The sequence below is a fragment of the Kibdelosporangium banguiense genome (assembly GCF_017876405.1).
Lineage (GTDB): Bacteria > Actinomycetota > Actinomycetes > Mycobacteriales > Pseudonocardiaceae > Kibdelosporangium > Kibdelosporangium banguiense.
The window spans coordinates 2345137-2370711 of sequence record NZ_JAGINW010000001.1 but is presented as its reverse complement, the minus strand read 5'-3'; the positions used below and the strand labels follow the sequence as shown (position 1 = coordinate 2370711).

Below are 25575 nucleotides of genomic sequence, written 5' to 3'. Positions count from 1 at the left end.
ACGGCTGACAATCCGGCACGCAACGGACAAAGGAGCTAACTCAGCGTAGCCGGTTTGGGTGCGCCGGGCAGGAACGTGTCCGGCACCGGATCGTCCAGAGTGGACTTCGCGTTCAGGAACGCGAAGAACAGCCCGACCAGCAACGCCGCCCGGCCCCACACCCCGATCATCACCGCCTGCGCGGTGAACCCGTCGTAGATCGTGGTCGCCTTGCCCACGTCGATCGCGTGGTACCAGCGGAAAATGCCGATCCCCATCGCGATGTCGGCGATGTAGTACGCGATCGACCAGCCGATGTGCACCCGCAACAGCACCAGCATCGGCACCAGCCACAGCGTGTACTGCGGCGAGTGGACCTTGTGAAACAGCAGGAACCCGCACAGCATCGCCGCCGAGACAGCGATCCACGGATACGTGCCATCGCGCTTGTAGCGCCGCCAGCCCAGGTAGAGCGCCAGCGCGAACGACGCGAGGACCGTGATCGGCGACCACAGGCTGACCATGTCCTGGAACTCGGCGTTCTTCGGATCCGAGTCCGGCCGGAAACCCCAGAACCAGAACGAGTTCGTGGTGATGTCGGCCTGCCGCAGGCCCTGGAAGGTGAAGGACGCCTTCCAGCCCTCGAACCCGGCCAGCGCGAACGGCAGGTTCACCAGCACGGCGGTCCCCAACGCGACCCCGGCGATCCGGAACATGCCCTTGACGTCGTAGCGCTTGCCCGGTGGCAGTTCCGTGCCCGCCCGACCGCCGGTCAACACATACAGCATCAACGGCAGCACGAAAATCGCCGGATAGAGCTTGAACGTGAACCCGAGCCCGAGCAGTACTGAAGCGAGTGTCGCACGCTCCATTAACGGACGGTTCGCGCCTACCTTGCCCCAGCCTCGATGCATTACGTACACCGCGGCGACCGCGCACAGCACAACCGGCAGATCCCAGTTATGGAACGCGTACAGCACAAGCGGTGGACCGATGGCCCATAGCAGCGCTCGCCAACGCGCGAGCTTGCCGAGCAACCAGGCGGTAAGCAGGCCGAACGGCGCCATCAGGATCGCCGAACCGAGCAGGAACCCGGCGTCGGTGTGCGCGAACAACGCGCCCAGCCAAATCAGGACCCCGGTGAGCACCGGGTATTCGACGGTCCCGCCGGCCAGATCGCCCTTGGCGTTGATGGAACCGTGGATATAAGGGAACACGTGCCGGTCGATGTCCCGGCCGATCCACAGGTACTGGATGTCGGAATAGCAGACTTCGTTGCGCGCGCGCTGCGTGTAGTCAGGCTCGCTGCGGCCCCACTGGTCGAAGTGCGGACCGGTGCACCGATCCTTGTTGGCGAACCCCAGCACGAGCGCCACACCGGTCAGCGCCACCAGGATCACCAGTGCCAGCTGCCCGAAGACGAGTCCCTTGCCCGCGCTCCAGCGCCGGGGCTCCGGCTCGCCGGACTCCTGCGCCACCGACCTCTCCGCCTCCTCGGACACCTGACCCGGCACGGCTGGTCACCCCCCAAGCGCCTGGCGCAGGAACGCGATGTCCTCCGCCTGGCCCTCGGACGGCGTCTCGACCACGACCGGCGCCCCTGCCGCCGCGACCACGGCCGCGAGAACCTCAGGTTCGATGGTGCCAGTCTTGATGTTCGCGTGCCGGTCGCGCGACGAACCGAACTCGTCACGGGAGTTGTTCAGGTGTACCAGGTCGATCCGGCCGGTGATCGATTTCACCCGGTCGACGATCCCCACGAGCTCCTCGCCCGCGGCGAACGCGTGGCATGTGTCCAGGCAGAATCCAGCTCCGAACGCACCGACGGCGTCCCACAACTTGGCGAGCATGTCGAATCGCCGGGCCATGGCGTTGTCGCCGCCCGCGGTGTTCTCGATCAGGATCGGCAGCGGGAACCCGCCGTCGGAGGCCTGCCGCTCGAAGAACTTCCGCCAGTTGTCGATCCCCGCGTCGGGATCCTCGCCCTTGGTGACGTGACCGCCGTGCACGATCAGGCCCTTGGCACCGATCGCGGCCGCGCCTTCGGCGTGCTGTGTGACGGTCTTGCGGGACGGGATCCGGATCCGGTTGTTCATCGACGCGATGTTCACCGGATACGGCGAATGAACGAAAACGTCCAGGTCAGTGGCCCGCAGCTGGTCGGCCTGCGGGTGCTCGGGCGGCTTTTTCCACGACTGCGGGTCAGCCAGGAAGAACTGCACGACCTCGGCACCCCGCTCATGCGCGGCCCCGAGCGGGTCGTCGTCGCGGACATGGGCACCTATGCGCATGACCAGCGAGCGTAGTCGGCGGCGCCCGGCAAACACGCCGGTGGTAGCCCCGAGCCGGGCCGGCTACTCCACATGGCGGAAGAATCAGGCGATTCGGGGTAGTTCGCGTCACCACACGCGCGTACTGTCGTTCAAACTCGTAGAGGCTACCCGCCGGTACGTGCTGGAGGACTGACTATGCGACTCGCCAGAAGGCTGGCCGCTGCGCTCGCAGTGGCTTTCGTCGTCGTGACGAGCAGCCTGATCGGCGGGAGTACAGCCGCCGCGGCGACCCCCATCGTGGTGGGCAGCTGCGCGGCCACAGTCCAGGGCGCCCCAGGCACACCGATCCAGCTGCAGCCCGCCGCCGTACTCGAACCCGTCGTGAACGTGGTCCAGGCGATCGACCTGCTCGGCGTGATCACCCCGGCGGTGCGGTCGGCGTTCGCCAAGATGCCCCCGATCCCGATCGGATCGATCCCCACCGGCACCGGAATGATCACCGCGGGCCAGATCACGAATGCCGTGGTCGGCGAACTGAACAAGATCCCGCTGGTCGGCCCCATCATCGGCAAGGTCACCCAAGGCCTGCAAAGCACCTTCGCGGGCATCTGCGGCGTGACCGTGAAGGCCGCGAACACAGTCGCCGCCCAGGCCCAGGACAACACCGCGGCCCTGGCCGAAAAGGCCAACCAGAGCGCGAGCACCGTCTTCCCCAACGCCGGCGGCCGCGCAGCCACCACTCCCGGCACCCCCGGCAAGCCGGACAGCAAACCCATCACGGGCAACGGCCACGGCACCACCTCGCCGCCACCCATGGCCCAGCTACCGGTGGTCGACGGCTTCGGTTTCCCCACCGCCCCACCCGTGGGCTCCTGGAACTGGAACGCCGCCCGCTCGCCGATGACCGACTACAGCACAATCCCGTTCGCCCAAGCCGGCCTGTACGCGCCCTCACCCGGCGTCCGATACGGCGGCGGCGTCCCCGGCTACAGCCCCCAGTTCGGCATCCTCGGCGTCGACAACCCACCCAACGACGGCGTCCAAGCCGCCGGCCACGCCGAAGCAATCGGCACCCCACCCAGCCGCGACATCGACATCTCAGTACTGATCGCCGTACTGGCCCTGTCCGGCGTCACCGCGGCCCTCGTCCGAACCTGGGTCCTCCGCAAAGCCGTGTAGCAGGGCCTCCCGTACGAACGGCACCACTCGCAAATCCAGTTGTCCACAACCTCCCGCAAACCCCCAGCTCAACCCCCATCCCTTGTAGACTGGAGCAGGGCCGCCCCCCAGTGGCGGGTGGGGGCCGTTCTCTTCGGGATGGCGGGGCCGTTCTTTTGGGGAACGTGGAGCGGCCTGGGTTGTGGCGAAGTCGATCACTCGCGGGCAGGGCCAGGGATTTCCTTGGCGGGGTAGGTAAACGAAGGGTGCGGATCAGCGTCCTGTAGGCTTTTCGGCCGTAGACCCTCCTGCCATGGAGAGACCATGGCCGCGAGTCCACAGGAGGTGAGTGGTCTTCATGCGTCATTACGAAGTAATGATCATCCTCGATCCCAGCACCGACGAGCGCAACGTGCAGCCGTCGCTGGAGAACTACCTCAACGTGATCCGCAACTCCGGCGGTTCGGTTGAGAAGGTCGAGGTCTGGGGCAAGCGCCGGCTCTCGTTCGAGATCAACAAGCACGCCGAGGGCATCTACGCGGTGCTCGACGTGAACGCCGAGCCCGACGCCGTCAAGGAAATGGACCGTCAGCTTGGCCTGTCCGAGTCGATCCTGCGCACCAAGGTGCTGCGGCGCATCGACAAGAAGCGTCCGGCCGCACGGGCCTGATCCCAGCTAGGGAGACGACATGGCAGGCGACACGGTCATCACGGTGGTCGGCAACCTGACCGCTGACCCGGAACTGCGGTTCACCTCGTCCGGCGCGGCTGTTGCCAGCTTCACGGTGGCATCGACCCCGCGCACCTTCGACCGCCAGAGCGGCGAGTGGAAGGACGGCGAGGCGCTGTTCATGCGGTGCAGCATCTGGCGCCAGGCAGCCGAGAACGTGGCCGAATCGCTCACCCGTGGTGCACGGGTGATCGTGTCCGGCCGGCTCAAGCAGCGGTCGTACGACACCCGCGAGGGTGAGAAGCGCACCGTCATCGAGCTTGAGGTCGACGAGGTCGGTCCTTCGCTGCGGTACGCGACCGCCAAGGTCAACCGCGTCAGCCGCGGTGAAGGCGGCGGCGGCGGTTTCGGTGGTGGCGGCGGCAACAGCGGCGGTGGTGGAGGCGGCGGCAACAGCCGTCAGTCCGCTCCGGCCGACGACCCGTGGGGCTCGGCCCCGCCGGCCGGCGGTGGCGGTGGCGGGTTCTCCGACGAACCTCCGTTCTGACATTCCCCAGACTTTTGAAATCCAGGAGTACTTGACGTGGCAAAGCCACCCATTCGCAAGCCGAAGAAGAAGGTCTGCGCGTTCTGCAAGAAGGACGCCGTGGACACGTTGATCGACTACAAGGACACCGCGCTGCTGCGCAAGTTCATCTCCGACCGCGGCAAGATCCGCGCTCGTCGGGTGACCGGCAACTGCAGCCAGCACCAGCGCGACATCGCCATCGCGGTGAAGAACGCTCGCGAGATGGCGCTGCTGCCCTACACGTCGACCGCGCGCTGATCGGAGCAATGAGATGAAGCTGATTCTCACCACCGATGTGAGCGGTCTGGGCGGCCCCGGCGACGTCGTCGAGGTCAAGGACGGCTACGGCCGTAACTACCTGCTCCCGCGTGGCCTGGCGATCCAGTCCACCAAGGGCGCGGAGAAGAACGTCCGCACGATCCGCCGGGCGCAGGACGCTCGCCGGGTGCGCGACCTCGACCACGCCAAGGAGATCAAGGCCACCCTCGACGGGCTGGGCGCGATCCCGCTGAAGGCGAAGGCGGCTGCCGGTTCCGGCAAGCTGTTCGGCTCGGTCACCACGACCGACATCGTCACCGCGATCAAGGCGGCCGGCGGCCCGCAGCTGGACAAGCGGACCGTTGAACTCGCCGGGCACATCAAGACCGTCGGCAAGCACACCGCGAGCGTGCGGCTGCACCCGGACGTGAGCGTCTCGGTGAAGCTCGAAGTCACTGCCGCGGGCTGACACTTCAGATCACCCGAGCCACCCTCTCAGTACCGCTGGGAGGGTGGCTCGTCTATCCACAGGTTGAGTCGCTTGATGGGGTGAAACCGCCCTGCGCGACACGCCGAAGACGCGTTTCGGCCCGACACGCCGGGTGTATTTCCAGTACTTTTTCCACACCTTGTTCACAAGCTCTGACCAGCGGTTTTCCCGTTCGCGGAGGTACTTGTCCCCAAGTTGTCCCCAGGCCCGTGCGGACCTGTGGTCAGCTGTGGTCATCCATCCACAGGTAGTCCACAGATGCCTCCCCAACGCGGTTTGGCGACTGCCCGAGTAGGGCTCTAACGTGCTTCGCGACACTCCCTTCGCGGTTCCTGCCGACACTGGCGAACGGGGTGTAAGTTCGAACATATGAGCGAGGAGGGGCTGCGCGGTGGCGCTCACCGATGACCGGGGAACGGCACCGGGTGACTCCGGAATGCCGGGCGGACCCGCGTTCGACAAGACGCCGCCGCAGGACCTGGCAGCCGAGCAGTCCGTGCTCGGCGGAATGATGTTGTCCAAGGACGCGATCGCCGACGTGGTCGAAGTCCTGAGCCCCGGGGACTTCTATCGCCCCGCGCACCAGAACGTCTACGACTGCGTGCTGGACCTCTACAGCCGGGGCGAGCCGGCCGACCCGATCACAGTGGCGGCCGAGCTCGAGCGGCGTGGCGAGCTCCGCCGTATCGGCGGCGCGCCCTACCTGCACACCCTCATCGCCACCGTGCCCACCGCCGCGAACGCCGGCTACTACGCCGAGATCGTCGCGGAGAAAGCCGTCCTGCGCCGTCTGGTCGAAGCCGGCACCCGGATCGTGCAGCTCGGATATGCCGGCCAGGACGGCAGCGACATCAACGAGATCGTCGACCGCGCCCAGTCCGCGATCTACGACGTGACCGAGCGCCGCACCACCGAGGACTACGTCGCCCTCGAAGAGCTGCTCCAGCCCACCATGGACGAGATCGACGCCATCGCCTCCCGCGGTGGCTCGTCACTCGGTGTCCCCACCGGCTTCGCCGACTTCGACGAGCTCACCAACGGCCTGCACCCCGGCCAGATGATCATCGTCGCCGCCCGCCCCGGAGTTGGCAAGGCGCTCGCCCTGGACACCCCGCTGCCCACACCGACCGGCTGGACCAGCATGGGCGAGGTCGCTGTCGGCGACCAGCTCATCGATGCCGCCGGCCGCCCAACCACAGTCGTCGCCGCAACGGACGTCATGCGTGATCGCCCTTGCTACGAGGTCGAGTTCTCCGACGGAACCGTGATCGTCGCCGACGCGGAACACCAGTGGCTGACCGAAACCCGCGCTTCCCGTCGAGGCTCGAAACGGGCGCCCCAGATCCGCACCACTCAGGAACTCGCCGCGACCGTCCGTTGCTCCAGCGCAGACGAACGCGCCAACCACTCAGTCGCGAACACTCAGCCTCTTGAGTTCCCCGAACGCGAACTGCCATTGCCGCCATACGTTCTCGGCGCCTGGCTGGGCGATGGTCACACGGCTTCCGCGCGGTTCACCACAGCGGACCCAGAGATCATCTGCTACATCGAGAGCGAGGGCATCGAGGCCTTCCCGCGCGGCAACATGCTGTATCAGCTGAGCCTGCCGGACGACCATGAAGTCGCCGAGCGCGAATGTGTCGTCTGCGGCAAACCGTTCTATCCCCAGACCAGCCAGGTCCGCAGCTGTGGCCGGTCATGTGGTTCCCAGGTGCAGCATGTGGCGGAACCTGTACCGGCGCCAACCTGCCCGGACTGCGGCCGGCCTTCAAGCGGGCTTCGCCGTTGCCAGGATTGCCGGAACCACCACGGCACTGTCGCTGCCCTGCTGCGAGCTGCCGGAGTGCTGGGCGACAAGCACATCCCGGTTGAGTACCTGCGTAGTTGCGAGGCGCAACGCCGTGCGCTGCTGGCCGGGCTGCTCGACACGGACGGCACTGTCACCTCCAGCGGCTCAGTGCAGTTCTCCGTGACCAACCGCCGGCTCGCCGAAGACACCCACGAGCTGATCATCAGTCTCGGTTACCGATGCCGGATCAGCACGAAGCGGGTCAAAGGCCGGTCCGCTGAATCGTCGACCGCGTACATCCTGACCTTCACCACTCAGGACCGGGTGTTCTGGCTGGAGCGCAAGCACTTGCTGCAGAAGGAGTTGCTGACCGGGCGGGCTCAGCGGCCACGACAGCGCTACATCGTCGACGTCCGGCCGGCGGCGAGTGTGCCGGTGCGGTGTGTCGAGGTGGACAACGCCGATCACCTGTATCTGGCCAGCCGGTCGATGATTCCGACGCACAACTCGACCCTGGGACTGGACTGGGCGAGGTCGGCCTCGATCAAGCACGGGATGAGCAGCGTCATCTTCTCGCTGGAAATGAGCAAGACCGAGATCGTCATGCGTATGTTGTCGGCCGAGGCGAAGATCCGGCTGGCGGACATGCGTGGTGGCCGGATGAATGACGATGACTGGACGCGGCTGGCGCGCAGGATGAGCGAGATCTCCGAGGCGCCGCTGTTCGTCGACGATTCGCCGAACATGACGATGATGGAGATCCGGGCGAAGGCGCGGCGGCTCAAGCAGCGGCACGACCTGAAGCTGATCGTTCTTGACTACATGCAGCTGATGACCTCGGGCAAGAAGGTCGAGAGCCGGCAGCAGGAAGTCTCGGAGTTCTCCCGGTCGCTCAAGCTGCTGGCCAAGGAACTCGAAGTGCCGGTGGTCGCGATGAGTCAGCTCAACCGTGGTCCCGAACAGCGGACCGACAAGCGCCCGATGCTCGCCGACCTGCGTGAATCCGGCTGCCTCACGATCGGCACGCGCATCCTCCGGGCGGACACCGGATCCGAGACGACATTCGGCGAGTTGCTCGAATCCGGCGAGAATCCCCTTGTCTGGTCGCTCGACGAGCGGATGCGTGTTGTGCCGAGGCCGCTGACCAACGTCTTCAGCAGCGGCACCAAGGAGGTCTTCCGGTTGCGGCTGACTTCTGGCCGGGAGCTGGAGGCCACGGCGAATCACCCGTTCCTGACCGTCGACGGCTGGGTTCCGCTCGGTGAGTTGCGCCCTGGCGACCGGTTGGCGACGCCACGCCGGATTCCCGAACCGGTCGAACCGAAGGCCTTGGCTGAGCCCGAGATCGTGTTGCTCGCTCACCTGATCGGTGACGGTTCGTTCATCCGTCGGCAGCCGATTCGTTATGCGAGCGTCGACGAGTCCAACCTGGTCACAGTGACCAAAGCCGCCGCGCACTTCGGCGTCTCCGCCGCCCGCGATGTCTATCCGGCGGCGCGGTGTACATCGCTTCGGTTGCCCGCGCCGTACCGGTTGACTCATGGCAAACGCAATCCGATCGCGGCCTGGCTTGACGGATTCGGCTTGTTCGGCCTTCATAGCCATGAGAAATTCGTGCCACGCCAGGTGTTCAACACACCGAACGCGCAAGTAGCACTGTTCCTGCACCACCTGTGGGCCACAGACGGGTCCATCCGGTGGGACGAGAAGGCAGGCCAAGGCCGGATCTACTACGCGTCGACCAGCCGGCGGCTCGTTGACGACGTGGCACAGTTGCTACTCCGTGTCGGCGTGCTCAGCCGAGTCAAGTGTGCTCGTAAGAGCGGATACCGCGATTCCTGGCATCTGTACATCTACGGCGCCGAGAACCAGTTGCGGTTCCTCGAACAGGTAGGTGCAAACGGGATGCGTGGGCTGGCTGCGAAGCACGTCGCCGAACAGTTGCGCGAAATCGTCGGGAACACCAACCTGGACACCGTGCCGTCCGCGGTCTGGACGAAGGTTCGTGCCTTGCTGGCCGAAAAGCAGCTGACACATCGGGAGTTCTCGGCGGCGATGGGATCACGCTTCTGCGGATCGACCATGTGGAAGCATTCACCGAGCAGGTCACGGCTGGCCCGGGTGGCCACAGTGCTGGATGACGCCGACCTCGAGATGCTCGCTACCAACGACGTCTTCTGGGACGAGATCGCTGACATCGAGAGCTTGGGCGACCAGCCCGTTTACGACGCGACAGTGCCAGGCACACACAGCTTCCTGGCCAACGGAGTCCACGTACACAACAGCCTGGAACAGGACGCCGACATGGTGGTCCTCATCCACCGCCCGGACGCCTGGGAACGCGACGACCCGCGCGCCGGCGAGGCCGACCTGATCATCGCCAAGCACCGTGCCGGCCCCACCGCCACCGTTACCGTCGCCCACCAGCTGCACTACTCCAAGTTCGCCGACCTCGCCCAGGCTTAGTCAGGCCAGCGGGGCGTCGGCGTGGCTGGCCAGTCGATTGGCCAGGGCTCGCACCAGGTCGCGGAGGGTGCCGGGCTGCTCGATGACGAACGGTCGATCGAGGGCGGCGAGCATGGGTGGTATCCATTCGAGTCGTTGGGCCCGTATCCGGGCTCTTGTCCAAGGAGTGTCGCCGGTGATCGCCTCCAGTGAGGCGATGGCTGGTGGGAAGACCGAGCGGATCTGTTCGGGCGTTGATCGAATCCGCACGGACACCTCGTGCTGGTACGGCGTCTCGGCGATCGCGGAAATGGCGGAGATCCTTGCCGCGCTCGGACCAGCCTTTCTCGTCCAGAACGCCCTGCTCGGCGATCTCGACCCGGACAGGCTCATGACGGGCTTCGAAGGTCTCCTGGCAGCCAACCTGAGAAACGAATGACGACAACAGGGAAGACCGCCAAGTCCGCGTGGCCCTTACATCACTGCGGGTGCGGTCATCGTCCGGAGTCGATCCCGGCGATGAATTCGGTGAGCAGCCGCGCGAAGGTCGTGCGCTCGTTGTCCGACCAGTTCGCCATCGCTCGCGCGAAGACCTCCTGGCGGGATGAGTGTGCGGCGTCGACCTGCGCGCGGCCGGAAGCGGTGAGACTGACCAGGGATCGGCGCCCGTCGTTTTGATCTGCTTGGCGGACAAGGAATCCTTCGTCCACAGCCTTGGCGACGAGGCGGCTCGCCCGGGGCTGGTCCACGGCGAGTGCGTCCGCCAGGTCTGTGACTGAGGACGGGCCGTGTTCCTCGACAGCGTCGAGCACGCCGAAGACAGCCGGGTCGACAGCCATGTGCCGGGACAACATCCGGCGGCTTTGGCTGCGCCGGATCGCGACCATCGCCCGTTCGACTCGCACCACAGCTGGGTCCATGCATGCTATCTTACATTTACATGTCTTATTACATGGAGGTTGGGATGAAGCCTCTCGGCTATTGGCTTGTGCACATTCACCAGTTGATCGAGAACAACTTCGAGCGCCTGCTCACCGGCGACGCCCTGAGCCGCAGGCACTGGCAGGTGCTCAACACGATCGCGGCGAAACCCGGCAGCCTGGCCGAGATCGAGCAGGCGATGGCGCACTTCCATGACGACGTCCGGCCGTTGATCCGGGACTTCACAGACCGCGGCTGGGTGACGCCTGAATATGAACTGACAGCAGCAGGGCGTGAGGCGTACGACCGGATCGCCGCGCAAGTCCATGCCGAGAGAGCCAAGGTGCTCGACGGCGTGTCGCCCGAGGAGTACGCCACTCTGATGAATCTGCTCGAGCGGATCGCGACGAATGCCGCCACTCCGGTGTAGCCCAAGCGTTCGGTGCAGTTCACCTGAAATCGCCAGCCCGGGTGCTTGAGAGTCCAAGGTAGACAGTGGAGGCTCGGGCCCATGCTCGCGCCGGAACTGATCGACCGCCTTGGCCTCGCGCTCACCCGAGCCAGAACACACGGCACGATGGTCAGTCTCGTGCTCGTCCACGGTGACGCCCAGACGGCGACCTTGTTGCGCGAGAACATGAGTGAAGACCACACGGTTGCCAGGTATGAAGCCGACATCGTCGCGGTCGTGGCCGAACATCCTTGCGGTGACGCGAAACCGATCGTCGAGCGGATCCGGCGCGTCGTCCCGGCCAAGGCGGGCTGGTACACCGATGACGGCCGGTCCCGTGTGCACGAAATGATCTTCCGTGCCGAAGCCACCCTGATATAGCGAGCGGGGCCAGGAGCTTCGTTGCTCCTGGCCCCGCTCAGGGAAACGGTGATCAGACCTTCGGCAGCTGGGGCAGCTCCGCCGGCAGGTCAAGGTCACCGGTCACGTCGTGGATGCTCGGGGCCTCCGGGGCGTCGATGCCCGACAGCACCGGCAGCTGCTGCGGCACGCCGACGCTCTGCATGCCCGGAGTGTGCGGGGCGGTGGCGGGCAGCTTCACGGCGTTCGGGGTCGAGGCCACGTTGGGCACCTTGGGCTTGGGCAGGCCCTGCACGTCGACACCGTCGGTGTTCGGGACCAGCTTCTGGGCGATGTCGTTGTGGTCGACCTGGGCCACGACCGGCAGGCGGTCGGTCTCCGGCAGGTCCACCACCGGGGCCTTGGTGATCTCGTTGGTCTCCGACGGCACCTGCGGCAGCGCGGGCAGCTGGTCGGTGTCCAGGCCGACGGGCAGGTCACCCGGGGTGGCGGCCGGCAGACCCAGGTCGCCGGCGGGCAGTTCCGGCGCCACGCTCCCGGTCTCGGGCAGGTCGGCGAACTCGGTCACGCCGGTCACGTCGCCCAGCTCGGGCGCACCCAGACCCTGGGTCGTCTCCGACAGCGACAGCAGCGAGGTCAGGTCGCTGAACTCGGGTGCCAGGTCGCTGCCGGGCAGGTCGGCACGCTGAGGCGCGCCCAGTCCGCCGAGCAGCGACGTCAGCGAGCTGACGAGGCCGGCCGCCGGGATGCCGTCGGTGGGCAGGCTCCGGGAGTCCTCGCCGGGCACGCCGGGCAGCGTCGGCATGGTCGGCGCGACCGCCACGCCCTGGCCGAGGTTGCTCAGCGAGGTCAGCGGCAGCTCCGGCACGCCGGGGAAGGCGGGAACCGTCGCGGCGGACGCCTGGAACAGCCCGAAGCCGAGGGCACAGGCAGCGGTTGCGGTGACGAAGATGCCACGGCGGATGGTCTTACGCACGAAAATCTCCTTGTGGAACAAAGGGAAAACGGTGAGGAAGTGACCGGGGCCAGACGGCCCCGGTCACCGGGAATCAGGCCAGCTTGGGCAGGCCGCCCAGGTCCGGCTGGACCGGCAGGAGCCGGACCGCGTTCATGATCGGCAGCGTCTTTGTCGCGTCCACAGAGGACAGAGCCGAGCCGCTCGTGACGTCCTGGACGTTCGGCAGCGCGACGCCGTTGACGTTGGTGCCACCCAGGTTCGGGACGACGTTGACGTTCGGAGCCGTGGCGCCGTTGGGCAGACCGGCCACGTCCACGTCCTGCATGCCGGGGGTCTCCAGCGGCAGGTCGGCACGGGACTGCCCGACCGGCAGGTTCGGCTGGACCGGCAGCAGCTTGGTCACGTTGGTGACCGGCAGCGTCTGCGTCACGTCCGCACCCTGCAGCGCCTTGCCGCTGGTCAGGTCCTGGACGTTGGGCAGTGCGACGCCGTTGAGGTTGGTGCCGCCGACGTTCGGGACCACGTTCACGCCGGGTGCGGCCAGCCCGTTGGGCAGACCGGCCACGTCGACGTCACTCATGCCGGGCGTGTTGACCGGCAGGTCCGAACGGGACTGGTGGTGCTTGATGCCCCGTCCTGGCAGGCGGGGCAGCTTGTTGGCGGCCAGGCCGCCGCCACCGATCGGCAGATCGATGATCGGTGCGGTGTCGTCCACCTTGACCAGGGTGTTGTTGGTGCCCTGGGCGATGGCGTGCGCCACGATCGGGATCGGGATGTCGAAGACCTGCACGACCGCACCGATCGGGACGACCTTCTCGATGCCCGACAGCGTCTTGAAGTCGCCCTCGGTGTCGTACTCGCCGCCCACGAGTGCGGTGGTGTCGTTCTCCGCGACTCCGATGGCGTGCCCGCCGACGGAAGCGGCATTGCCGAAGACCTGCGCCACAGCCGCGACCGGCACTGCGAACAGGTTTCCGGAGATCGAGCCCCACTCGCCGTTGGTGGTGGCGTCACCACCGGACAGCACTGTGGTGTCGTTCTGTGCCACGCCAACGGCGTTGCCCACGACCGAAGCCGCGTTGCCGAAGACCTGCGCGATACCGGCCGCCGGGACGGTCGCGAGGTTGCCGGACAGGTTGCCGCCCTTGCCGGACGTGGCGTCGTTGCCACCGGTGACCGCAGTGGTCTCGTTCGGGCTCACGCCCACAGCCGTGCCGCCGACGGAAGCGGCGTTGCCGAAGACCTGTGCCAGTGCGGCGACAGGCACGTCGGCCAGGTTGCCCGAGATCGAGCCACGGTCGCCCGAGGTCATGATGTCGCCGCCGTTGGTGACGACGGTGTCGTTGTCGCCGTTGGCGTACACCAGGCCGGCGAGCGCCGCGGCGTTGCCGAAGACCTGCGCGATGGGCAGCGGCTGGACGCTGGCCACGTTGCCGGAGATCGAGCCGTCATCGCCGGACGTCATCACGTCGCCACCCGAGGTCGCGTCCGTGGTGTTGTCGCCGGTCGCCTTGACGATCGACGCGATGCCGGCTGCGTCGCCGAACACCTGCGCCGCACCGGCGAGCGGCGCGGAGGCCACGTTGCCGTTGACCGTGCCGGCCTTGCCGTCGGTCGTGACAGGACCACCCGCGGCGGACGAGGTGTCACCCTCGGCCCACGAGGTCGCCTTGCCGAGCACGCCCGCGGCCAGGCCGAAGACCTGCGTGGGAAGCGCGACCGGGGCAGCGGCGATGTTGCCGGAGCCCGCGCCGCCGGTGCCCTTGGCGGTCACCCAGCCACCGCCCTTGGCGGTGGTCTTCTTGACGACGCTGGCCTTGGAGATGCCCGCGCCGGCAGCGGAGTTGCCGAACACCTGCACCGGGCCGACCACGTCGGCGACCGCTGCGTTCGACGCCAGTACACCGGCGTCGTCGAAGGTGTTGGTCGGGCCGCCCACCGTGGTGACCTTGTCCTCCACGACCTTGCTGGAGGTCAGGCCGCCGAGGTTGGCGTTGTTGCTGAACACCTCGCCGGGCAGGCCGACGGTCGGGGTCACGGCGTTGCCGCCACCCGCGCTGTCGTTGCCCGTGGTGCCGGTGTAGCCACCGGACTTGGTGATGATGTCGTTGCAGACATCGGTGGTGCCCGTGCCGAGCACCGTGGCGGTGTTGCTCAGGACCTGAGCAGGACCGCCGACCGACGGGCGCACCGCGCTACCGCCGAGCACCGACTCGTCAGCGTGCACGACCGAGTCACCACCGGCGGTGGACAGCTTGTGCTCACCGACCAGCGCGGTGGCCTTGCCACCGGCCGCAGCCGCGTTGCCGAACACCTCGACCGGCAGTGCGACCGCGCCGCTGACCACGGAACCAGAGCCGACGCTCTTGTCCGCGTTGGATGCCGCGTGCCCACCGGCCTTGTTGACCACATCGTTCAGCGAGTCGGTCTTGGCGATGCCGAGCACGCTCACCGCGTTGCCGAACTCCTCAACCGGCCCTGAGACGGCGGGGTCGGCGATGGTCCCGGCCAGCACAGCGTCCTTGCCGCTGGTGGTCGAGTTCCCGCCGGCCTTCGAGATGTCCTCGTTGGCGTGGTGCACATTCGACAACCCGCCCCCGGCGACCGAGTCGGCGAACGCCTGCACCGGAGACGCCACCGAAGGCACCAGGATCGTGCCACCACCGGCGGAGTTGTCTCCGTTGGTGGTCGTGGAGCCCCCGGCCAGGGTGAGGGTCTCGGTCTCACCATTGCAGTCGGCGGTACCCAGGAGCGTCGTCGCGTTGCAGGTGACCGTGGCGGTCGTAGCGACGGCGGGCTCGGCGACGGTGCCGGACAGCACCGACTCCTTGCCGCTGGTGGTGATGTAGTCGCCGGCCTTGGCCCGGTCGAGGCCGAGCGCCTGGCCGGCCGTGGCCGCGAGCTCGTTCTTCTCCTCGACCCAGGTCTTGCCACCGGCTGCGACCGAGTTGCCGTGCAGCCCGGCGGGCAGCGCGATCGGGACCCCGGCGCCGGTGCCGGACACGACACCGCGGTCACCGTTGGTCTTGATGGTGCCGGGCGCGTGCGCCTGGTCGTTCATCTCGGTGACGGCCTTGGCGATACCTGCCGCCGCCACACCGTTCCCGGTCACGCCGACCGGGGTCGCGAACTGACCGGACACGACGTTGCCGGACAGCACCGCGTCGGCACCGCTGGTGACGATGTCGCCGCCGGAAACTGTGGTGTTCTCCGACACGAAGTGCGTGGTCGCCTTGCCCAGCACGGCAAGTGCGTTGCCGCTGATGCGGATCGGCAGCGCCCAGTCGAGGTTGACCACGTTGCCGGCCAGCGCGCTGTCCGACCCGTCAGTCCACACCGGACTGAAGTTGGTGTCGTTCTCACTCGAGGTGGCGTTCACGTGGGCATCACCACCCGCGGCGATCGCGTTGCCCGCGAATTCGATCGGGATCACGAGATGCGGGGTGATTTTGTTGCCGTGGAACACGTCCGCGGACTTCGGGGTGATCCGGTCGGTGGCCGGAAGGTGGCCCGCGTGCGGCAGCTTGCCCGCGACGGCCTGCGCTTTGTCAGTCACAGCCTGGGCCTTGCCGGCGACCGGCGCGGCCTTGGCGACTGGGAGGCCCTTGGTGACCGCGTCCGCGCTGATCACGACGTCGCGGTTGACGCTGGGCAGGTCTTTCTGGCCGAACGGCGTGCCGATCGCGTTGTCGTGCACCCGTACGGGGATCTTCACCTTCGGATCCAGCGGCGAGGCCGGCCGGTCCGGGTTGACGTTCTCATTGGCAGAAGCGATGCCAGTACCGAGCATCAGCAAACCACCGGTGATCAACGCGGCCTGAAGACCGCGTCGCGCCCAGGTTTGCATCGGGGTGTTTCTCCTTTTCCTTGTTCAGTGGCAAGGTTTTTGAGGCGGGTGGCCGGACGTCGCAGAAACGTCAGGGCAAGCGACCACCCGGGTCAGAGGGGGTGGTGTGCGCGGCCGCTCTAAGAGCACACGTGGGCTAGGAGAGGGCCGCGCGTGTGCTTGCGTCAGTCAGGGGTGACGCCGGGCTGCTCACCGGCAGCCGGGGCAACGTGCTGCGAGATCAGACGCAGCGCGTGCGAGGTGGCGAACTCGGATGCCAAGCTCGGCCAGGTGTGGGCGACCGGAATGCCGAAGTCGTCGTTGCCACCGCCGTTGCCGCAGGACGAGCAAGCGCCTGCGGGAACAGTGGGCGGGGTCAGCGGCATGGGCAGCGGAAGCCGCGGGAGGGCGGGGAGTTCCTGGTCCTTCTCGCCCTGCACCTGCATGGGCGACTCAGTCACCAGGGCACGGCCTGAGCCGTGTGCCGCCGCGCGCTCGGTCACGGCCGGGGCGACCGGCGTGAGCTGAGGGGACGCGGCGAGCGGCTGGACGATCGGCGCCACATCGTCGTCGCCGATCGAGAGCAGACGGAGCTTGGCGGGCGCGGTGGGCTCGCCAAGCTCCGTCCTGGCAGGCAGGTTCAAGCCTGCCGTGACCTGTTCGACAGCGCCTTTGACCTGCTGGCCGAACTCCTCGAGCGGGGCGGGCGGAGCGGGTGGCTCCGGCAGCACGGTGCCCACGAAGTTCCCGACCTGGCCGGTGTCTCCCAATGCGTCGGCGACCGGCTTGACGAGGTCCGGCTGTGCCGGGGTGAGCTCGTCTGCCGAGGCGGTCGACATCGACAACAACCAGGCGGCCGCGGTTCCGGCGACGGCACCGCCGAGGACCAGGCCGGCACGGGACAGGATGCGCCGCAGTCGGGCGCCCCTCGCTGTCCGTGCCGTGTCCACGCGTCAGTACCTGTCTGTCGGTCTCGGTTGGTAGTCGCACCCGGTCTAGGTTCGATCACGCCACCGGGGTGCGACAGCAAGACTGTCAGAGTGAAACGGAGTGACGCACGCCGGAAGCGGCTTGTCCCCCCGATCGTGTGACTGACAAGGAGTGTTTCCACAGGGCACACTCCGTAGTCCTTTGAGGTCAGCCCCGTTTCAGCAGCCGGGTGGCACCCGCGGCGACCGTGGTGGCCAGAATCCAGCCCGCCGCAATGAGAACGTCCGAGATCCAGTGCGACGCGCCTTCCATCCGCCACATCTTGTCCTGGCCGAGATCGATGATCGGCAGCAGCAAATCCATGGCCAGCAAGGGCGGGCTCCACACCGGGTTCTGATCGTTGTCCAGTTTGGACATGACGTTGAAGGTGAACCACAGCGTGCCGAACAACCAGAACACCGCCAGCCACACGGCCGCGAGCCAGGGCCGGTAGCCGTATCCGACGGTCTTCTCCTGCACCACACCCCAGACACGGCCGGCCAGCCTGAGTTCGGCGTGCCGTCTGCGCTGCTTCTCCATTAGGACCTGCTCGGCCAGTTCCTCCTCGCCCGCGTCCCGGTACACGGTCACGAGATGGTCGTACGGTCCAGGCGCGAAGTCCGGTTGCACCGCGCGCAGCCAACGCAGCCTGTCCTTGACCGTCACACCGTCGTTTGTGTCCACCGACTCGTACACGAAGTCGTCTATGTCCACGCCGCCCTTGGCCGCCCAGACACCCGGGCCGTCGGACAACTGACGGACCCGTGCGTTTCCTAACCGCACACGACCTTGCGGCGGAGCGTCCACGGGGAACCGCATCACAAGGTGGTGCGCGACCAAGCCGTAGCCGTCGAACGCGACACTGTCCGGCTGACCGTCCCCAATGGCCGCCTTGGACAAGTGCACTGTGTGCCGGATCTCGGCGAGCCGCGCGCTCACGCCACCGGTCGCGGTGACGTCCACACTGCACAACAGGTTGTGGCCGATCGAAGCGAACTGCAGGTCCAGTGACGGCTTGCGGCTGCCGTCCGCACGGCGCCTCGGCTCGGTGAACGAGGAACCGGTGACGTTCAGCGAGGCGCCGATCCTGGTGTCCTGCAGCCGGATCGACCCGGTCGCCCGGACACCTTCCATGAAGAACGTCTCACCGACTTGCAGCCGGTCGGCGAAGACCGCATCCCGGCCGGGACAGTGCAGCTGCGCGCCCGACAGGCTCGCGCTGCCGTCGATCTTGGCGCCAGGCAACCGGACCTGGCCGTACGCGACCAACGGACGTTCGTTCGGCGCGCCGGCGAGTGCACCGGACCTGGCATTCAGATCACCACCGAGCTCGATGCCGTCGGCGAACAGCGCAGCGGGCCCACGTTCGGTATCGGCGTCCGCTTCGGACGAGCCGAGGGTCGCGCCGGTCAGCCGTAGGTACCCTCCGACCCGGGCGTCCATCAGCCGCACCTGGGCCGTCGCGGTGAAACCGTTGTCCATCGCGATGTTGCCTTCGACCTTGATGCGGTCGCAGTCCAATGGCGACGTCAGCTCGGCTCCGGTGAACCGCGCGTCGCCACCGATGCGAGCACTGACCAACGACACCCGCCCGGACGAACGGAACCGGCCGCCCTTGGCGTTGGCCAGCAGGTTGCCGTCCACCACCATTCCGGCGCCATCGAGCGCATCACCGTCCGGGTTGTTCAGATTCGCACCGGTGAGCTGCAGCGAACCGCCGATCTTGGCGCCGGTCAGCCGCATCTCGCCGGCGGTCTTCAACACCACCGCTTGCAGCGAACCGAGAATGCGCACACGCGCACCGAGGAGCGGACCGTGTAGAACCGCGCCTGCCATCCGCAGCGAGCCCTCGATGGTCGCGTCGGTCAGATCGAGCGTCCCGTCGCAGGTGAACCGCGGCTCGAGGATCAGGTCACTCTCGACACGCATGTTGCGGCCGAGGAAACCCGGCATCCGGCACGCGTGCATCCGCAGTCCGACGATCCGGGCCATCCGCAGGTCCGGCCGGTGCTCGAAGACACAGTCCCGAAGGTCGAGGACCTGGCGGACGTCCCGGCCCTGCAGACCGAAGTACTCGGTGATCCGGGCGCCGGTCAGCCGCAGCACGCTCGGCGAGCCGGGGCCGTCCAGCAGCTCGGCCAGGACCTGGCCGCGGATGGACCGGCCGCCGAGGTCGATCCGGTCGCCGCGCTGGAAGGCCTCGACGACGTACCGTTCGGCGTCGGTCAGTTCGTATCGGGACACATCAAGATTCTTTCGCGCGGACGCACGGGCAGACGGCCCATTTTGTCGGCTCGTACCGATAACGTGACTCGGGTGACGAGCGAGCCCAAGAAGCGGCCGTTGGCGCCGCTCGAAGTGACGAATGCGGTGCCACGCGGTCTGCGCGTGTCCGCTGCGCTGGCATGGCGGTTCGTAGTCGTGATCGCGGCGCTGTACGTGCTGATCTGGCTGGGCGGCTACTTCTCCACTGTGCTCATCCCGTTGGCCATCGCTTTACTGCTCGCCGCGTTGATGGCGCCGGGCGTGGAGAAGCTCGTCGAGTGGCGTGTGCCACGCGCGTTGTCGGCCGCGATCGTGCTGATCGCCGGGCTCGCCGCGATCGGCGGCCTGCTCACGTTCGTCATCTCGGAGTTCACCACCGGTCTGCCGCAGCTGCAGACGCAGGTCGGCCAGTCGCTGGACACCATCGAGAACTGGCTGCAGCAGGGCCCGTTGCACCTGCGTGACGAGCAGATCAAGGACTTCATCAGCAACATCATCGACACGATCAAGAACAATCAGGCGGCGATCACCTCCGGCGCGCTGACCACCGCGGCCAGCATCGGCGAGCTCCTCGCCGGGTTCGTGCTGACGCTGTTCATCCTGATCTTCTTCCTCTACGACGGCGGCAACATCTGGAAGTTCGTCGTGCGCGGCGTGCCGGAGCACGTGCGTGAGCGGGCCGACGTCGCCGGTCGCCGCAGCTTCTCCTCGCTGGTCAGCTACATCCGGGCGACCGTCGCGGTCGCGGTCGTCGACGCGGTCGGGATCGGCATCGGGCTGGCGATCGTGGGAGTCCCGCTCGTGGTGCCGCTGTCCGCGCTGGTGTTCCTCGGCGCGTTCATCCCGATCATCGGTGCCGTGATCGCCGGTACGGTGGCCATCCTGGTCGCCCTGGTGGCAAACGGTTTCGTGGCGGCGCTGGTCGTGCTGGCGATCGTGATCGGCGTGATGCAGTTGGAGAGCCACATCCTGCAGCCGTGGCTGCTGGGGCGGGCCGTCCGGTTGCACCCGCTGGCGGTCGTCCTCGCCATCACCGCGGGCCTGGTCGCGGCCGGTATCCCAGGCGCGTTGCTCGCGGTTCCGCTGCTGGCAGTGCTGAACGCGGGCATCAAGTCGCTGCTGAGCGACCGTGACCGCGACACCGAGGCCGACGACATCGACGTGCTGGCTGACAAAGGATCGAGACCAGGTGCAACGGAGTGATCCGCACGCTCCGCTGTGGAACAGTGTCGCGATCCTGAGGCTGGTCACCTTCGGGTTCGCCGTCGCCGCAGTGCTGGTGAACCACGGCAGGTACACCAGGCCGACGCTGGCCTGGATCGTGCTCGGGCTGATCGCGCTCTGGACCGCGTTCACCGTCTTCGCCTACCTGCGTAAGTCCTTACGCACTGTCTGGGTCGTGTGGTCGGACGTGGCCGTGACCTGCGCGTTGATGTACACCTCGGTGTGGATCCTGTCGCCACAGCAGATGACCGAGATCGCGCCGCTGATCACGACCGTGTGGGCCAGCGCGCCACCGATCGCGGCGGCAGTGCTCAACGGCCGGACAACAGGTGTGCTGGCCGGGCTCGCCGTCGCGATCGCGACCGGGTTCACCCGCGGCGAGCTGACAACGGACGTGACCAGAGACGGTGTCTTACTGATAGGCAGCGGTTTTGTCGTGGGGTTGGCGTCCGTCACCGCACGGCGTTCGCAGGAGCGGATGGCACGCGCACTACGAGCCGAGGCCGCGACCGCCGAACGAGAGCGTCTCGCGCGCAGCATTCACGACAGCGTGCTGCAAGTGCTCGCACGCGTGCGTAAGCGCGGCAACGAACTCGGCGGTGAGGCCGCTGAGCTGGCTGAACTCGCGGGTGAGCAGGAGGTCGCGTTGCGCGCGCTCGTCGCGGCCGCGCCTCCCGAGTCGACCGACGATGGAACAGCTGACCTACGGTCCAGGTTGCAGGTGATGGCGACCGGAACCGTGCAGGTCTCGGTACCGGGGACCGCAGTGCAACTGCCTGAGACGACGGTCGCCGAACTGACTTCGCTGGTGGGCGAGGCACTGTTGAACGTGGCACGGCACGCGGGCGAAGGCGCCCGGGCATGGGTGCTGCTGGAGGATCTCGGCGACGAGGTCGTCATCAGTGTCCGCGACGACGGCACCGGCATCCCGGCCGGACGGCTTGAACAGGCAGAATCGACCGGGAGGATGGGAGTGGCCCGGTCCATGCGTGGGCGTGTCGCCGCCTTGAATGGCACGATCACCCTTCAGACGGCCCCCGGCCAGGGCACGGAGTGGGAGATCCGCATTCCCCGGGAGCCGGTCGGCCGCAAGGGGCGCCACAAGGTGGGAGGTGGGGGATGACCAGCAAGTCGATCTCGGTCATGGTGGTCGACGACCACCCGTTGTGGCGCGATGGTGTGGCGCGTGACCTGACAGAGCGCGGTTTCGACGTACGGGCCACGGCCGGCGACGCAAACGCCGCTATCCGGATAGCGCGTGCTGTCACCCCGGATGTAGTACTGATGGACTTGCAGCTGGGCACCGAATCCGGAGTGGACGCGACCCGCGCGATCGTGCGCGATCTGCCGAGTACCCGGGTCCTGGTGCTGTCAGCCAGCGGTGCGCACAGCGATGTGCTGGAAGCGGTCAAAGCCGGAGCCTCGGGATACCTCGTGAAATCGGCTTCGGCCGAGGAACTTGTCGACGCGGTGAACCGAACCGCGCACGGGGACGCGGTGTTCACCGCGGGATTGGCAGGGCTCGTGCTGGGCGAGTACCGGCGGATGGCCGCCGCGCCGGCGGAAGCCGAGGCTGCGCCGCAGCTCACCGAACGGGAGACCGAGGTGTTGCGGCTGGTGGCGAAGGGGCTGACCGCCCGGCAGATCGCGGACCGCCTGGTGCTGTCCCACCGGACTGTGGAGAACCACGTCCAGTCGACACTCCGCAAACTCCAGCTGCACAACCGGGTCGAGCTCGCCCGGTATGCCATTGAGCACGGACTTGACGAAGAGTAACCGCTAATGTGCGGGGGCGTGACCGAGCCTCCCGTCGACCCCCGTGATTTCCGAGTCTCCGACGATGAGCGCAACCATGTGGTGAGCCTGTTGCAGAAGGCGATCGGGCAGGGCCTGATCACGCTGGACGAGTTCGCCACCCGCACGGATGCCGCGCTGGCCGCCAAAACCCGGTCCGAGCTGAACGCCGTCCTGGTCGACCTGCCCGGTCTGGTGCGTACGGACGCGCCGGCGACCGAACCCGCAGGGCCGCAGCGGCTGGAGTTACGCAGCAACATGACCAAGCTGACGCGGACCGGCCGTTGGGTCGTACCGCCGGAATTGGTCGTGCACAGCACGATGAGCGGCTGTGTACTCGACTTCACGGTTGCCAAGATCGACCACGACGTGGTGGTCATCGAGTGTGAGGTGCACGCCGCGCACGTGAAACTGGTGCTGCCGCCCGAATCCACCGTGGACACCGATTCGCTGCGCGTGTCCGCGGGCAAGCTGTCCAACAAGGTGCGGCGCGGACGGCAGGGCCGTCCGCACTTCGTTGTGCGTGGGACCGTGCTCGGCGGGGTCGTTCAGGTCAAGCGTCCGTGGGCGATCCGGATCGGGCCGTTCGTAGTCCAGTTCCCGCTGAAGGTCTTGCGGGACAGCGACTAGGTCACGACAACATGGCGTGCACAGTCGCTTTGGCGTCCGCGGTCGTGTGCGAGACGAGCGCGGCGCGGGCGACCTGGCGGTAGTAGTCCTCGGTGTGCTTGGCCAATGCGGCACCGACGCGACGGACCGCGCTCGGGTTCATCGACAGGCTGCTGATTCCCAGGCCTACCAAGACACTCGCGAGATTCGGATCGGCTGCGGCCTCGCCGCACACGCCCGCGGGTTTGTTCGCGGCCTGCGCGGCTTTGCCGATCATGCCGATCAGCCGCAGCAACGCCGGCTGCCACGGGTCGTTGAGGTTCGCGACCGCGCCGAGCTGACGGTCCGCGGCGAGCGTGTACTGCGCGAGGTCGTTCGTACCGATGCTGACGAACTCGACAACACTGAAGATCTCCTCGGCGACCAACGCGGCCGCGGGGACTTCGATCATCACGCCCGCGCGTGCGATTCCGGCGGCGTGCGCCCGGTCGGCGAACCACGCGGCTTCCTCGACCGTCGCGATCATCGGCGCCATCACCGAGACCTGGGCGCCGGTTTCCGCCGCGGCCGAGACGATCGCGGCAAGCTGGCGTTCCAGCACGTCGGCCCGTTCGCGCGAGACACGGATGCCGCGCACACCGAGCGCCGGATTGGGCTCCGGGTCAGGGTTGAGGAACGCCAACGGTTTGTCCGCCCCCGCGTCGAGCGTCCGGACAATGATCGGTTTCCCGTGAAACGGTGCGAGCACCGCGGCGTACGCGGCGTGCTGGTCTTCGACCGACGGCTCGTCGGTGGCCGCGAGGTAGCAGAACTCCGTGCGGAACAGGCCAACACCTTCGGCGCCCGCTTCGGCTGCGGCCTTCGCATCCTTGGCAGAGCCGACGTTCGCGAGAATCTTGATGCGCAGGCCGTCCGAAGTGGTGCCGATGCCGTTCCAGTCCGCACCGGCACTGACTTCCGCGGCGAACGGCGTGACCGGGCTCGACGGAACTTCGACCGCTCCGGTCTCGCCGTCGACGATCAGCTGGGCCGGATTCGCCGCAAGAACACCACGAACCGCGACAACCGCCGGAATTCCCAGCGCACGAGCCAGAATCGCGGTGTGGCTGGTCGGCCCGCCCTCCTCGGTCACGAGTGCGAGCACCAGCTTGGGGTCGAGCCCGGCCGTGTCCGCGGGCGCGAGGTCTTGTGCGACAAGCACACTCGGCTCGGTCAGCTCAGGCACTCCGGGCGGCGCGATGCCCAGCAGTTCGGCGACAACACGGTCCCGCACATCCTCGATGTCACGGACGCGCTCGGCCATGTAGCCGCCCGCTGCCCGCAACGCGTCCGCGAAACTCGCTGCTGCTTCGTAGACCGCACGCGGCGCTGGGAGTTGTTTCGTAGTCACCAGCTGCTCGGCCTGGCTGCGCAACGACGGATCCGCGGCCATCAACGCAGTGGTCTCCAGCAGCTGCTTCGCCTCGCCGGTCGCCGAATCGGCCCGGGACTGAAGACTGGCCGCAACGTGTTCGGCTGCCGACGCGATACGGCTCGCTTCGGCCGCGAGATCGGCCGGCGGTGGACCTGCGGGCGGCTCGCCCGCCGGCTGCGCGACCACGATTACCGGGCCTGCGGCCCGACCAGGACTGACGCCGACGCCACTGAGCATGAATTGGACCCTACAGCGAGAGTTCGGCCGTTGTCGGGTACGAAGGCTGGGCACCGCGCTTGGTGACTGAGATTGCCGCCACCTTGACAGCAAGCATCGCGGCGGTGACGAGATCAGCACCTTGGGCGAGCTGTGCCGCCAGCGCACCTGTGAACGCATCGCCCGCTCCAGTCGTGTCTACCGCTTCTACCTGGGGCGACTCGATTTCATGGACACCATCCGGCTCGATCACCAAGGCACCCCGGGCGCCGAGCGTGACCACAGCCGACTTCGGCCCGAGCTCAAGCAGCGCGCGTGGGTCGGCGTCCTGGCCGAGCAGTTCGGCGGCTTCGTGTTCGTTGACCACCATCGGGTCAAGCGCGGCCAAGGTTTTCGAGGAAAGCTTGGCAGGCGGTGAAATATTGACCACCGGCCGGATTCCATTCTCAGCCGCGACCGCGACGGCGTGTTCCACGGTCGCCAACGGGACTTCCAGCGACGCAACGAGAACCCGCGCACCCGGCAGATCAACGTCTTCGCTGGCCAGGGCACTGTTGGCACCGGGCGAGACCAGGATCGAGTTCTCACCGTCCGGCGTGACGAAGATGTACGCGACGCCGGTGGGCCGCTCACTGCGCCGCACCAACCCGGTATCGACGCCAGCCGCGGACAAGGAGTCCAACAGCAACTGGCCGTACGAGTCGTCACCGATCGCGGCGAGCAATGAGACTTTGGCCCCGAGCTTCGCCGCCGCGACCGCGGTATTGGCGCCTTTGCCGCCCGGCAGCACAACCGTGTCCGATCCGAGCACGGTTTCGCCCGCACCCGGCCGCCTTTCCACTGCCACTACCAGGTCGGCGTTTGCCGAACCCACCACGATAAGATCAAGTCCGAGATCAACTCCCACAAGCTTCACACTGCCATGCGCTCTTATGCAT

Annotated in this window: 23 protein-coding genes; 13 read left to right on the top strand and 10 right to left on the bottom strand. The window is 67.3% G+C overall.

Annotation, left to right across the window (positions count from 1 at the left end; translation table 11 throughout):
• Positions 1 to 35: 35 nt before the first annotated feature.
• Both JOF56_RS11325 and JOF56_RS11320 read right to left on the bottom strand, forming a co-directional pair.
• On the bottom strand, positions 36 to 1493 hold the full coding sequence (locus JOF56_RS11325) for a glycosyltransferase family 87 protein (RefSeq protein WP_307855041.1): 1458 nt from the start codon (positions 1491 to 1493) through the stop codon (positions 36 to 38).
• Between the two features lie 6 nt (positions 1494 to 1499).
• The gene (locus JOF56_RS11320; protein ID WP_209637040.1) at positions 1500 to 2270 is read right to left on the bottom strand and encodes a deoxyribonuclease IV; all 771 of its coding nucleotides are present in this window, start codon (positions 2268 to 2270) and stop codon (positions 1500 to 1502) included.
• A 177-nt stretch (positions 2271 to 2447) separates the two neighbouring features.
• Here JOF56_RS11320 and JOF56_RS11315 point away from each other — a divergent pair, with 177 nt between their 5' ends.
• The 6 genes from JOF56_RS11315 (at position 2448) to JOF56_RS11290 (ending at position 9651) form a co-directional block, all read left to right on the top strand.
• The gene (locus tag JOF56_RS11315) at positions 2448 to 3431 is read left to right on the top strand and encodes a hypothetical protein (RefSeq protein WP_209637038.1); all 984 of its coding nucleotides are present in this window, start codon (positions 2448 to 2450) and stop codon (positions 3429 to 3431) included.
• Positions 3432 to 3768: 337 nt separating this feature from the next.
• Positions 3769 to 4080 carry a 30S ribosomal protein S6 gene (rpsF, locus tag JOF56_RS11310; RefSeq protein ID WP_209637036.1) on the top strand — a complete coding sequence of 104 codons (312 nt, stop codon included), beginning with the start codon at positions 3769 to 3771 and terminating at the stop codon, positions 4078 to 4080.
• A 19-nt stretch (positions 4081 to 4099) separates the two neighbouring features.
• The gene (locus JOF56_RS11305; RefSeq protein ID WP_209637034.1) at positions 4100 to 4627 is read left to right on the top strand and encodes a single-stranded DNA-binding protein; all 528 of its coding nucleotides are present in this window, start codon (positions 4100 to 4102) and stop codon (positions 4625 to 4627) included.
• A gap of 36 nt (positions 4628 to 4663) precedes the next feature.
• On the top strand, positions 4664 to 4906 hold the full coding sequence (rpsR, locus tag JOF56_RS11300; protein WP_033380198.1) for a 30S ribosomal protein S18: 243 nt from the start codon (positions 4664 to 4666) through the stop codon (positions 4904 to 4906).
• A gap of 13 nt (positions 4907 to 4919) precedes the next feature.
• Positions 4920 to 5375 (top strand): 50S ribosomal protein L9, encoded by a 456-nt coding sequence (gene rplI, locus JOF56_RS11295; protein WP_209637032.1) that lies wholly within the window; start codon positions 4920 to 4922, stop codon positions 5373 to 5375.
• Between the two features lie 457 nt (positions 5376 to 5832).
• Positions 5833 to 9651 (top strand): replicative DNA helicase, encoded by a 3819-nt coding sequence (locus tag JOF56_RS11290; RefSeq protein ID WP_209648175.1) that lies wholly within the window; start codon positions 5833 to 5835, stop codon positions 9649 to 9651.
• Here the strand turns inward: JOF56_RS11290 and JOF56_RS11285 are convergent, their stop codons facing one another.
• Positions 9652 to 9900: a WCX domain-containing protein gene (locus JOF56_RS11285; protein WP_504739837.1), complete on the bottom strand. Its 249-nt coding sequence runs from the start codon at positions 9898 to 9900 to the stop codon at positions 9652 to 9654.
• On the opposite strand from JOF56_RS11285, the gene JOF56_RS60680 reads away from it, so the two are divergent.
• Positions 9827 to 10069 carry a hypothetical protein gene (locus JOF56_RS60680; RefSeq protein ID WP_372448417.1) on the top strand — a complete coding sequence of 81 codons (243 nt, stop codon included), beginning with the start codon at positions 9827 to 9829 and terminating at the stop codon, positions 10067 to 10069. The genes JOF56_RS11285 and JOF56_RS60680 overlap by 74 nt on opposite strands.
• Before the next feature lie 55 nt (positions 10070 to 10124).
• Here the strand turns inward: JOF56_RS60680 and JOF56_RS11280 are convergent, their stop codons facing one another.
• A complete protein-coding gene (locus JOF56_RS11280) occupies positions 10125 to 10550 on the bottom strand; it encodes a MarR family winged helix-turn-helix transcriptional regulator (RefSeq protein WP_209637030.1) in 426 nt (141 codons plus the stop codon).
• 44 nt (positions 10551 to 10594) lie between these two features.
• Between JOF56_RS11280 and JOF56_RS11275 the strand changes: the two genes are divergently transcribed.
• Both JOF56_RS11275 and JOF56_RS11270 read left to right on the top strand, forming a co-directional pair.
• Positions 10595 to 10981: a MarR family winged helix-turn-helix transcriptional regulator gene (locus tag JOF56_RS11275; RefSeq protein ID WP_209637028.1), complete on the top strand. Its 387-nt coding sequence runs from the start codon at positions 10595 to 10597 to the stop codon at positions 10979 to 10981.
• An 81-nt stretch (positions 10982 to 11062) separates the two neighbouring features.
• Entirely contained in the window at positions 11063 to 11383 is a 321-nt protein-coding gene (locus tag JOF56_RS11270) for a hypothetical protein (protein ID WP_209637026.1), read from the top strand.
• Between the two features lie 52 nt (positions 11384 to 11435).
• Here JOF56_RS11270 and JOF56_RS11265 read toward each other — a convergent pair whose 3' ends face one another.
• The 4 genes from JOF56_RS11265 to JOF56_RS11250 form a co-directional block, all read right to left on the bottom strand.
• Complete coding sequence (locus JOF56_RS11265; protein WP_209637024.1) at positions 11436 to 12338, bottom strand: hypothetical protein; 903 nt, start codon at positions 12336 to 12338, stop codon at positions 11436 to 11438.
• A gap of 73 nt (positions 12339 to 12411) precedes the next feature.
• Entirely contained in the window at positions 12412 to 16167 is a 3756-nt protein-coding gene (locus JOF56_RS11260; RefSeq protein ID WP_209637022.1) for a beta strand repeat-containing protein, read from the bottom strand.
• A gap of 164 nt (positions 16168 to 16331) precedes the next feature.
• Positions 16332 to 17096 (bottom strand): hypothetical protein, encoded by a 765-nt coding sequence (locus JOF56_RS11255; RefSeq protein ID WP_209637020.1) that lies wholly within the window; start codon positions 17094 to 17096, stop codon positions 16332 to 16334.
• 187 nt (positions 17097 to 17283) lie between these two features.
• On the bottom strand, positions 17284 to 19359 hold the full coding sequence (locus JOF56_RS11250) for a translocation/assembly module TamB domain-containing protein (RefSeq protein ID WP_209637018.1): 2076 nt from the start codon (positions 19357 to 19359) through the stop codon (positions 17284 to 17286).
• A gap of 72 nt (positions 19360 to 19431) precedes the next feature.
• Between JOF56_RS11250 and JOF56_RS11245 the strand changes: the two genes are divergently transcribed.
• The 4 genes from JOF56_RS11245 to JOF56_RS11230 are packed head-to-tail and all read left to right on the top strand — an operon-like array spanning position 19432 to position 23028.
• A complete protein-coding gene (locus tag JOF56_RS11245) occupies positions 19432 to 20583 on the top strand; it encodes an AI-2E family transporter (protein WP_307855040.1) in 1152 nt (383 codons plus the stop codon).
• Positions 20570 to 21727 (top strand): MacS family sensor histidine kinase, encoded by a 1158-nt coding sequence (macS, locus tag JOF56_RS11240; RefSeq protein WP_209637015.1) that lies wholly within the window; start codon positions 20570 to 20572, stop codon positions 21725 to 21727. The genes JOF56_RS11245 and macS overlap by 14 nt, the downstream gene beginning before the upstream one ends.
• Entirely contained in the window at positions 21724 to 22380 is a 657-nt protein-coding gene (locus tag JOF56_RS11235) for a response regulator (RefSeq protein ID WP_209637013.1), read from the top strand. Before macS ends, JOF56_RS11235 begins: the two co-directional genes overlap by 4 nt.
• An 18-nt stretch (positions 22381 to 22398) precedes the next feature.
• Complete coding sequence (locus JOF56_RS11230) at positions 22399 to 23028, top strand: DUF1707 SHOCT-like domain-containing protein (RefSeq protein ID WP_307855039.1); 630 nt, start codon at positions 22399 to 22401, stop codon at positions 23026 to 23028.
• A 1-nt stretch (position 23029) separates the two neighbouring features.
• Here the strand turns inward: JOF56_RS11230 and ptsP are convergent, their stop codons facing one another.
• Both ptsP and JOF56_RS11220 read right to left on the bottom strand, forming a co-directional pair.
• Positions 23030 to 24658, bottom strand: a complete 1629-nt coding sequence (gene ptsP, locus JOF56_RS11225) for a phosphoenolpyruvate--protein phosphotransferase (protein ID WP_209637009.1) — start codon at positions 24656 to 24658, stop codon at positions 23030 to 23032.
• Positions 24659 to 24668: 10 nt separating this feature from the next.
• The gene (locus JOF56_RS11220; protein WP_209637007.1) at positions 24669 to 25511 is read right to left on the bottom strand and encodes a ribokinase; all 843 of its coding nucleotides are present in this window, start codon (positions 25509 to 25511) and stop codon (positions 24669 to 24671) included.
• Positions 25512 to 25575: the final 64 nt, after the last annotated feature.